The sequence below is a fragment of the Kitasatospora sp. NPDC018058 genome, assembly GCF_044327205.1.
Lineage (GTDB): Bacteria > Actinomycetota > Actinomycetes > Streptomycetales > Streptomycetaceae > Kitasatospora.
On sequence record NZ_JBIRFA010000100.1, the window covers coordinates 1 to 9156 of the forward strand.

Genomic DNA, 9156 nt, shown 5'->3' on the forward strand with positions numbered 1-9156 from the left:
GCTGATGTCCCGTGAATGTGGCCACCACGCTCCGTCGAGCACGCCCTCGCGCGACTGTGTGGTTTCCAGCCGCAACAGGACCGTCCCCGGCTTCGTCGCCTGCCGGAACCGGTCCGGCAGAAGCCCGTGGTGCGAAGCACTGGTTTCGTCCGACATGGCTCGCCACCCATCCGCGGGCGCGGGCCGAGCCCGCTGAGCGAGGGACGACCCTCAGGGCGCGGCGGCTCGGGCCGCCCCGATATCCCCACGGTACTCCGCCCGCACCGGGCCGGCCCGGCCGGTCACGAAAGCCGTGGTGGAGGGTGCCGACCCTCTCGGCGCCACTCGATCAGGAACAGGGTGGCCGTCGCTCGTGTGCCCGCCCCGCTTCTCCTTCAGGACGTGGGAGAGCGCGCGCACCACGGCCCGCACCCCGTCCTGCGAGCGCTCGACGCGGTTGACCCAGTCGATGAGCTGTTCCACCCCGAACTGCTCCCCGCCGGCCTCGCGCTCCTCGACCAGGCCGTCGGTGAAGCACGGGCGCCCGGGCCTCGCCGACCCAGTCCGGGAATCAGGGAGGGGCGACGGCCCGCAGGCATTGCCCCCAGTGCCGCGCCGCGGGCCCGTCGAGGATCCGCGCGATCCCGCCGGCGGTCACCTGTACGCGCACACGCCCCGAGACGCCCGTGTAGACCGGCTCCCCGTTCGGGCCGAGGTCGGCGGTCAAATGCACGACGACCGTCTCGGGCGGCGCGTGGGTGCCGGGAGCACCGGGCAGGGCAATCGCGTACCGCAGTACGGAAAGCCATGGCGAACCTCCTCACCACCGGGCGTTCGGGCCCCTCCCGCCCCGCGGCGGGCGGCCCGACACTGAACAGCGCAGGCCGTCGCCGCAGCGGTCCGGCGCGGGCCCCCGCCGCCGGACTCCCGCAAGCCCTTGACACCGGGCAATTCACGTCTTACGAGTGAGGCAGAGGGGGTTGGCTCAAGGAATCCGCTCGTGCGGGAGGAGGCCCCGCGATGGCTCGCTCCGTCGGTATCGATCTGGGCACCACGAACTCCGTCGTCTGTGTCCTGGAGGGGGGCGAGCCCACCGTCATCCCCAATGCGGAAGGGGCGCGCACCACCCCGTCAGTCGTGGCGTTCGCCAAGGGCGGCGACGTGCTGGTCGGCGAAGTCGCCAAGCGCCAGGCCGTCACGAACGTGGACCGCACCGCCCGCTCCGTCAAACGCCACGTGGGCGACCCGCACTGGCGCTTCCCCGACACCGGCGACGTCGAGGGAAAGCGATACACGGCGCAGGAGATCTCCGCCCGTGTACTGCAGAAGCTCAAGCGCGACGCCGAGGCCTACCTCGGCGAGGACGTCACCGACGCCGTCGTCACCGTCCCTGCCTACTTCAACGACTCCCAGCGCACCGCCACCAAGGAAGCCGGGGAGATCGCGGGCCTGAAGGTGTTGCGCATCGTCAACGAGCCGACCGCCGCGGCCCTCGCGTACGGGCTGGACAAGGAGAGTGACCAGACGATCCTGGTCTTCGACCTCGGCGGTGGCACCTTCGACGTCTCCCTGCTGGAGATCGGCGAGGGCGTGGTGGAGGTGAAGGCTACCAACGGCGACACCCACCTCGGCGGCGACGACTGGGACCAGAAGATCGTCGACCACCTCGTCCAGCAGTTCAGGAACGGCTACGGCATCGACCTGTCGAAGGACAAGATGGCCGCGCAGCGGCTGCGCGAGGCTGCCGAGAAGGCCAAGATCGAGCTTTCCTCGACGAGCGAGACGACGATCAATCTGCCATACATCAGCGCCTCCGCCGAGGGCGCGCTGCACCTGGACGAGAAGCTCACCCGCGCCCAGTTCGAGCAGCTCACCGCCGACCTGCTGGAACGCTGCAAGACCCCGTTCCACCAGGCGGTGAAGGACGCCGGGATCAAGGTGTCCGACATCGACCACGTCATCCTCGTCGGCGGCTCGACCCGCATGCCGGCCGTCACCGGCCTGGTGAAGGAGCTGACCGGCAAGGACCCGCACAAGGGCGTCAACCCGGACGAGGTCGTCGCCGTCGGTGCCTCCCTGCAGGCCGGTGTCCTCAAGGGCGAGGTCAAGGACGTCCTGCTGCTGGACGTCACCCCGCTGTCCCTCGGCATCGAGACCAAGGGCGGCATCATGACCAAGCTGATCGAGCGCAACACCACGATCCCCACCCGGCGCTCTGAGATCTTCACCACGGCCGAGGACAACCAGCCGTCCGTGCAGATCCAGGTCTACCAGGGCGAGCGCGAGATCGCCGCGTACAACAAGAAGCTCGGCATGTTCGAGCTGACCGGCCTGCCGCCGGCGCCGCGCGGCCTGCCCCAGATCGAGGTCACCTTCGACATCGACGCCAACGGCATCATGCACGTCGCCGCCAAGGACCTCGGCACCGGACGGGAACAGAGGATGACCGTCACCGGCGGCTCCTCCCTGCCCAAGCAGGACATCGAGCGCATGATGCGCGAGGCCGAACAGCACGCCGAGGAGGACCGTCGCCGCAAGGAGGCCGCCGAGATCCGCAACCAGGCCGAACACCTCGTCTACTCCACCGAGAAACTCCTCCAGGACAACCCGGACAAGATCCCCTCAGACGTCACGTCCGAGGTCAACGGGGCCCTGGCGGACCTGAAGGACAAGCTCAAGAGCGAGGACAGCCCGGCCATCCGCACCTCGATGGAGCGCGCGGCCACCGTCGCACAGAAGATCGGCACCGCCCTCTACGCCCAGGCCGGCGGCCCGCAAGCCTCGGCCGGCACCGGCCCGACGCAGAGCGGCGATGAGGAGGAGGTCGTCGATGCGGAGATCGTCGACGACCAGACCCCGAAAGGAGAAACCGGATGAGCCGGGCCGCCAATCCGGGCCGGGACGACCGCCCCGGGGGGCGTCATCCGTGACAGCAGCCACCCTCCAGTCACGACAACCCGGCCCCACCCTGGCAGGCCCGCCCACCGGGGCGCCCCGCCGGCTCGTGGTGGCGGGCCGGCGGGGCGTGGCTGAACAATGCGCCCCGCGGCTGCTCACTGGCACGGCACGGGCGCCTCCGCGTGCGACGGGGCGGCCGTGCCCGTTGGACAGCGGGTGACAACACGAGCCCTGCCCGCCGCACTCCGCCGAATCCTTTCTCCGCGACCCGGACGTGCTGATCTACACCACGCCGGCCGCCGATTGGCGGATCGCCGGACACACGCTGCACGGCCAGCCCGACCCGCTGGGGGACGCGCTGACCCGCCGCCCACGGCACGCCGCCATACCCGCCACGTCGGCCGGTGAGGATCCGGCGGCGGGGCGCGGGTCTGGAGAGCGAGCCGGTCCGGTTCTGGCTCTCCGACCTGCCCGCCGACATCCCGCTGACCACTCTGGTGCGAATGGCCAAGGTCCGCCGGCGCGTTGAGCATGATTACCGGGAGATGGAGCAGGCTCTCGGTCTGGCCCACATCGAGGGCCGCACGTTCACCGGCTGGCACCATCACGTCACCCTCGTGTCCCTCGCCCACGCCTTCTGCACCCTGCGCAGACTGGACACCGCCCCCAAAGACTCGGGGGCGGCCTGAGCCTCTACCAGGTCGTCCGCGAGCTGCAGATAGTTCTCGCGACCTGGGCCGGCGCCGCGACCCCTACTGGGAAGCGGGCTCGCCCCAGTTGATGCGTTCCACAGCATGCGGCGGGAACGACACCCGAGATCCGTCCTTCTGAGTGACGTGCACCCATCCGTGCTCGTCGATACGAATGATGCCCCCGACCGACTCGCCGAGCGCAACGCCGGGGCTGACGTATCCCGCCCCATGGGCCAGATGCACTGTTCCGGGGTTCGCCTCAAGGCCTGCCATGACCTGATTGTCCATGTTTGCGCCCGGGTCCACCATCGGAGCCCTGCCATGCCCGCCCAAGGGGCCTGGTGTCCACCTCCGTGCCCTGGTCGGCCCGGGGCCAACCATCCGTTGCGCCCGCCCTTGCCGAGGGTCGGCTTTTCCAGGGGGACGAGGAACCGTCCCGGTGGCCCGACGAAACGGATGTGCCGCTGTGCGCGGTCGGACGCGTCGGGTTGCTCGGTGCCGCCGCTGTCCTACACGTGGAACGGGACGGTCGTGACGACGACCTTCGGCAGGGGGCGCAGCGCCCTCCGTAGCCGAGCCGCGAGCCGGTTGTGCAGGAGGCGGTGGCGCCAGTGCCGTACGACGATCTCCGGGAGGATGACGGTCAGGGTGAGGTCCGGGCGCTGGTGGTGCAGCGATTCGATGTAGTTGACCAGCGGTGCGACGATCGCGCGGTACGGGGAGAGGACGATCTTCAGCGGCAGGTGGTCGCCCCACAGGTTCCAGTACTCAAGGAAGCGTTGGGCCTCGTCCGCGCTGGGGCTGATGTGGAGCGCGAGGACGGGCTGCTGGAGCGAGGTGGCGTAGGCCAGCGCTCGCATGCCGGCCTGGTTCAGTGCGGCGATCGGCACGATCGACAGGGGGTGGATCTCCTCGGGAGTCTCCTCGCTCTCCGCTTCGGCCGTGGTCCCGAACGGCGCTCCGGGCGCGGTGCCCAGCGTCTGTGCGGTGCCTCGTGTTGTGCCGGCCCCTGATCTCGGAGGTGTGATGGTACGGCTGGGGACTTCGACGGCATGGGGATGCAGGGCGATCGCCGCGCCGACCGTGTCGTAGTGGTGCCGGATTCGTGTCGTCACCAGGATGAACAGTCCCACCGTGAGCACGGCGAACCAGGCGCCCTCGGTGAACTTCGTGATGCCGGCGGTGACGAAGACGATCGCCGAGAGCAGGGCGCCGGTGGCGTTGAAGGCCAGGCTCTTACGCCAGTGGCGGTCGCGCAGGCGCCACCAGTGCACGACCATGCCCGTCTGTGACAGTGTGAAGGCGAGGAAGACACCGACGGCATAGAGCGGGATCAGGGGGCCGGTCTTGCCGCCGAACGCCGCGTAGACCGCCGCCGCCGCGACGGAGAGCAGGATGATCCCGTTGCTGAAGGCCAGGCGGTCGCCCAGCCGCAGGAAGATCCTCGGTGCCTGGCTGTCACGGGCCAGCAGGAACAGGACGCGGGGGAAGTCGTTGTAGGCGGTGTTGGCGGCGAGGAGCAGGATCGCGGCGGTGGCGGCCTGGGTGAAGACGTAGAAGAAACCAGGGCCGAAGGTGCGATGGGCGAGCTGTGACAGCACCGTCTCGTTCGCACTGGGCACGACGCCGTCGAGGTGGACCAGAGCGATCGTGCCCGCGAACAGCGCGACGAGCAGGCCGACCATCCAGGTCAGTGTCGTGCGGGCGTTGCGCCACTCGGTCGGCTGGAAGGCCGGCACTGCGTTGGAGATCGCCTCGATGCCAGTCATCGCCGTCGAGCCGGAGGCGAAGGCACGCAGGACCAGGAGCAGGCTGATGCCCTCGGTCGCGGTCGGCTGTGGTGTCGTGGTCGGGTGGAAACCGTGGCCGGCCGCGTCGAACAGGCCCACGGCGACGAGTGCGAGGACCGCGAGGACGAAGGCGTACGTCGGTGCGGCGAACAGCGCACCCGCCTGTCGCACACCGCGGAGGTTCCCGGCGAGCAGCACAGCGATCACGGTGACGCCGATCGGCACGATGTCGCCTTGGAGCGAGGGGATCGCCGAGGTGACCGCCGCCATCCCGGAGGCGATCGAGACCGCGACCGTGAGGATGTAGTCGGTCATCAGACCGGCAGCGGCCGCCAGCCCGGGAACGCGGCCCAGGTTGGCGGTGGCGACGATGTACGAACCACCGCCGTGCGGATAGGCACGGATCGTCTGACGGTAGGACACCCCGACCGCGAGCATCAGGAACACGATCGTCACGGCGATCGGCACCGAGTACCGCAACCCGGCGGCACCAGCGAGGACGAGGACGGCCAGCATCGCCTCAGGTCCGTACGCGACCGAGGAGAGCGCGTCGGCGGAGAGCACCGGCGACGCCACCAGCTTGCGCATCCGCTCATGCGCGATCGCGGTGCTCCTCAGCGGAGCCCCGAGCAACGCGTGCCGGACCCCGGTACCGACCCGGCCGAGCCGGGAAGTCCGTGTGTCCTCGCTGGTCGCCTCAACCGCAGGCGGTCCTCCGCCAACCGCGGCGACCCGCACGAAACGACCGAAGCGGACCGGCCGGATCTCCGAAGGAGCGGGATAACGACCGAGATCCGGATCCACCGGCAGCGCACGTCGCCATGCCTGCGGATCCCCGGCAACCCGACCCCACTCAAGCCCCACCCGGCGCAACACTCCGAGCTGCTCCGCGTCGAGCGCCGACAGCAGGGCGTCGGGGCTCGACGCGCCGTCTTCCCGGGCACTGCCATCGCCCCGCCGTGTACTCGACACAGCACACAGTGTTACGCATGGCGTCCCCTGCCCGGGGCAAGGCACACGCCGGGCCGCCACATGCTCGGCACGGCGGGCGGCGTCGAGCACGTCGTGGCCGCGCCATTCCCGGATGTCACCTGCTTCGAACACCAGCGACCTCCGAGGTCTGTGGCGTCTTCCATTCCCTGTCGGTGGTGTGCGCGCTGCACTCGCCCGGTGTGCCGGTCGCGCGACTCGGCGCGATCACCGGCCGCGCGGCGGTGGTGGTGGAAGTGCCCCGGTCGCGGGCGGCCTGTCCGGCCCCTACGGTCGTGTTCTGGCGCAGGCTCGTCGGAGTGGGAGGCCAGGATGCGGTACTACCGGTGGATACTCGAGACCCAGGACGACGACGGCCGCTGGTCCCAGCAGGACGGCGCTCCCATGCCGAACCCCCTGGAATACGACGGGCCACCCCAGCGCGCGGCCAACCACCTGCGGGACGTGTTCGTGCGCACCCTCTCCAGTCCCGCTCCCGGCCCCCGGGCGATCAGGGTCCGAGCCTGGGAGGGGCGACACTCGGTCGGCGAGCCTCAGGCCGAAACCGAGTGGTCACGCGAGTAGCGGGACCAGCCGCAACCAGGAGGACGGCGGCGCGGCTCGCCGCATCACCGTTGCCTGCACCCGGACGTCCGTTCGCGCGGGACGGCTTCGGTCATCGACTGCGAGGCCGCCGCGGAGCAGGGCTTCATCCGGGCACGCGACGGCGCATCCCCTGGCGGTGTCCGCGCACCTGCCCGGCTGACCCGCGGTGCCGACGGGTGCGGGAGCCGACGGCGGGAGGTCGGAGTCGGGCCGGCGGCGAACGGCATGATGTCGTCCGCTGCCGATCGTTGTCACCCGTCGGCCCGTAGGTCTGCCGTCGGCACACCCGCGGCTGTCAGGAGGTCGGTGCCGGTGCGGGTGTTGGCCGGGTCGGACGCCGCTGTCATCAGCCACTCGGCGGCGGAGGCCTCGGCTTCGGGGGGAATCACCAGGAGCTCCAGGCGCAGAGGGATGAAGGAGCACACCATCACCTCGTCCGCGTCCTGCTCCTGTTCGAACCACCCGACGTGGATGACGTGGCCTGCGACCGGGACCCGCCGGGGGATGACCGGCCAGTGCGTCGGATTCACGGTGACGCGGGTGACCTTCCCCCACTTGGGGTCCAGTGCCGCCGCCAGCGGGGGGAGTTCACGTAGGAGGTCGTGCGAGTGCGGCCACCAGGCCCCGTCCAGCCGGCCCCGGGTGGCGCCCTCGGGTCTCAATGAGAGCCGGACCGCCGGTTCCGGCCCCGGTGGGTCGGCAGCGGTGGGATCGAAGGTCGCGGTCATGTCGAACACCTGCCTCGGGCCCGCTTGTGGACGACCTGGCTACTGCCGCCAGGGCACCGCAGCAGTCCACAAGCCATGGACGGTGGGTTCTTCCACCGTACTCCGGCCACAGCCGGACCCCGGGTGAGCAGGGGGCTGACAGTGGTGTTACCCGCTCGAGCTTCGAGGGGCCGTCGCTGTCAACGGCCAGTTCGTCGGCCTGATCCGTGCGCGACGGCGAGTCACAGGAAGCGTTCGACCGAATGGTGTGTGCGCTATCGAAAACCGGCTGCACTTCGTCCGCGACACCACCTTCGCCGAGGACGCCTCGAAGATCCGTACCGGCCGTGGACACGAGAACATGGCGACCCTGCGCAACCTCACGAGATCACCGGACTTTGCAACAGCCCTGCTCGACGGGCTTCCCTGCCTTGCCTCCACGTAGATCGGCGTACGCTGCACCAGCATTTCCCCTGTTTTTTCAAATACTGATTCATGTGTACGGCGGGCTCGAATTCTCGCAATGCGGAGTATCCTGGAAGGTGCCGGTAGGAGTTACCGGTAGGACGATCGCGAGGAGGCGAATATGCAGATCACTGAGGCAGGATCCCTGGCTCTGCGGCCCGTGATCGAAAAAATGTCCGCCTTTTCGGCGGGAAGATCATAGGGTGAATGGGGGTCGGGGGGCGTGGATTCAGATTCTGCTGCCCTGGTCGGCGCTACATCTAGGCAGGCCGGAAGGCCGTTCCCCGCAGCGATGCGGGGAACGGCCTTTTTCTGGGGCGGGGGCCGTGTGTCATGGTTCGGCGGAGGACGGGTTGTGCCGGCGTCTGGCGGTGGTGAAGTAGGCGGCGCAGGTGGCGGCGACTGCTGTAACGGGGCGCACCCGGCACGGCGGGTGCGGCGCCGTAGAAGATCCGCTTGCCGACCTCTACCAGGGCGAGGTAGCCGATGACCATGCCGACGAGCGCGGCGAAGAACGCGCCCGGCAGAGGATGGAAGCCGAGTGTAGTGGCCACGGGCGTGGTGGGGATGAGCGTGCCGACGACACCGAGGGCCGCGAGGGTGAGCGGCAGGCTGGGATGGCTGCGGAAGAACGGGATGCGGCGGGTGCGTTCAGCTGCGGCGGGCCGAGGGATGACGGTCGGGCGGGCCGGGTTGTAGGGGAGCCGGTGGTGGCGGACGGCGTCGCCGAGAGCGCTGGAGAGCGTGGCGAGGCATCGGTGGACGGTCACCTTGCCGCGGCCGGCCACCGCTCTCCTGCGCGCCCTGCTCGTCCTGACGAACCTCGAAGCCGGCCGGTGACGGACGATCAAGACCGCGTACTCCCGCCTCCAACCAGCACGAGTACCTCGGTCGAGCACCACGCCAGGGTCTCCGACCAGCGCGTTCGAAGATGGCGAAGGCTCTTTGTACAGACCGCCTACTGACGGGCGCCCTTGACTGTGGGCTGTGTCTTCTGGTTGTAGATCTCCTTGCCGTCCGCGTTGTAGGCGTGGGCGTAGGGGGCCGGGG

9 protein-coding genes and 2 pseudogenes are annotated in these 9156 nt (G+C 69.8%); 4 read left to right on the top strand and 7 right to left on the bottom strand.

What is annotated here, in order from left to right; all coding sequences use genetic code 11:
- The 3 genes and pseudogenes from ACH4E7_RS44730 to ACH4E7_RS44740 form a co-directional block, all read right to left on the bottom strand.
- A partial coding sequence (locus tag ACH4E7_RS44730; protein WP_396254989.1) for a DUF5994 family protein occupies positions 1-156 on the bottom strand: 156 nt, incomplete at its 3' end.
- A 125-nt stretch (positions 157-281) separates the two neighbouring features.
- Positions 282-516, bottom strand: a pseudogene (locus ACH4E7_RS44735) (SpoIIE family protein phosphatase); the annotation flags it as partial.
- Positions 517-550: 34 nt separating this feature from the next.
- A complete protein-coding gene (locus ACH4E7_RS44740) occupies positions 551-775 on the bottom strand; it encodes a DUF6296 family protein (protein WP_396254990.1) in 225 nt (74 codons plus the stop codon).
- A 224-nt stretch (positions 776-999) separates the two neighbouring features.
- Between ACH4E7_RS44740 and dnaK the strand changes: the two genes are divergently transcribed.
- Entirely contained in the window at positions 1000-2856 is a 1857-nt protein-coding gene (dnaK, locus tag ACH4E7_RS44745) for a molecular chaperone DnaK (RefSeq protein WP_396254982.1), read from the top strand.
- 464 nt (positions 2857-3320) lie between these two features.
- A pseudogene (locus tag ACH4E7_RS44750) lies at positions 3321-3566 on the top strand (IS701 family transposase); the annotation flags it as partial.
- A gap of 63 nt (positions 3567-3629) precedes the next feature.
- Here the strand turns inward: ACH4E7_RS44750 and ACH4E7_RS44755 are convergent.
- Entirely contained in the window at positions 3630-3857 is a 228-nt protein-coding gene (locus ACH4E7_RS44755; RefSeq protein ID WP_396254983.1) for a hypothetical protein, read from the bottom strand.
- A gap of 221 nt (positions 3858-4078) precedes the next feature.
- Positions 4079-5947: an APC family permease gene (locus ACH4E7_RS44760; protein ID WP_396254984.1), complete on the bottom strand. Its 1869-nt coding sequence runs from the start codon at positions 5945-5947 to the stop codon at positions 4079-4081.
- Positions 5948-6661: 714 nt separating this feature from the next.
- Here ACH4E7_RS44760 and ACH4E7_RS44765 point away from each other — a divergent pair.
- Entirely contained in the window at positions 6662-6913 is a 252-nt protein-coding gene (locus ACH4E7_RS44765) for a hypothetical protein (protein WP_396254985.1), read from the top strand.
- A gap of 272 nt (positions 6914-7185) precedes the next feature.
- Here ACH4E7_RS44765 and ACH4E7_RS44770 read toward each other — a convergent pair whose 3' ends face one another.
- A complete protein-coding gene (locus ACH4E7_RS44770; protein ID WP_396254986.1) occupies positions 7186-7662 on the bottom strand; it encodes a DUF5994 family protein in 477 nt (158 codons plus the stop codon).
- Between the two features lie 247 nt (positions 7663-7909).
- On the opposite strand from ACH4E7_RS44770, the gene ACH4E7_RS44775 reads away from it, so the two are divergent.
- Positions 7910-8086 (top strand): hypothetical protein, encoded by a 177-nt coding sequence (locus tag ACH4E7_RS44775; RefSeq protein ID WP_396254987.1) that lies wholly within the window; start codon positions 7910-7912, stop codon positions 8084-8086.
- 280 nt (positions 8087-8366) lie between these two features.
- Here ACH4E7_RS44775 and ACH4E7_RS44780 read toward each other — a convergent pair whose 3' ends face one another.
- The gene (locus tag ACH4E7_RS44780) at positions 8367-8894 is read right to left on the bottom strand and encodes a hypothetical protein (protein ID WP_396254988.1); all 528 of its coding nucleotides are present in this window, start codon (positions 8892-8894) and stop codon (positions 8367-8369) included.
- Between the last annotated feature and the right edge of the window lie 262 nt (positions 8895-9156).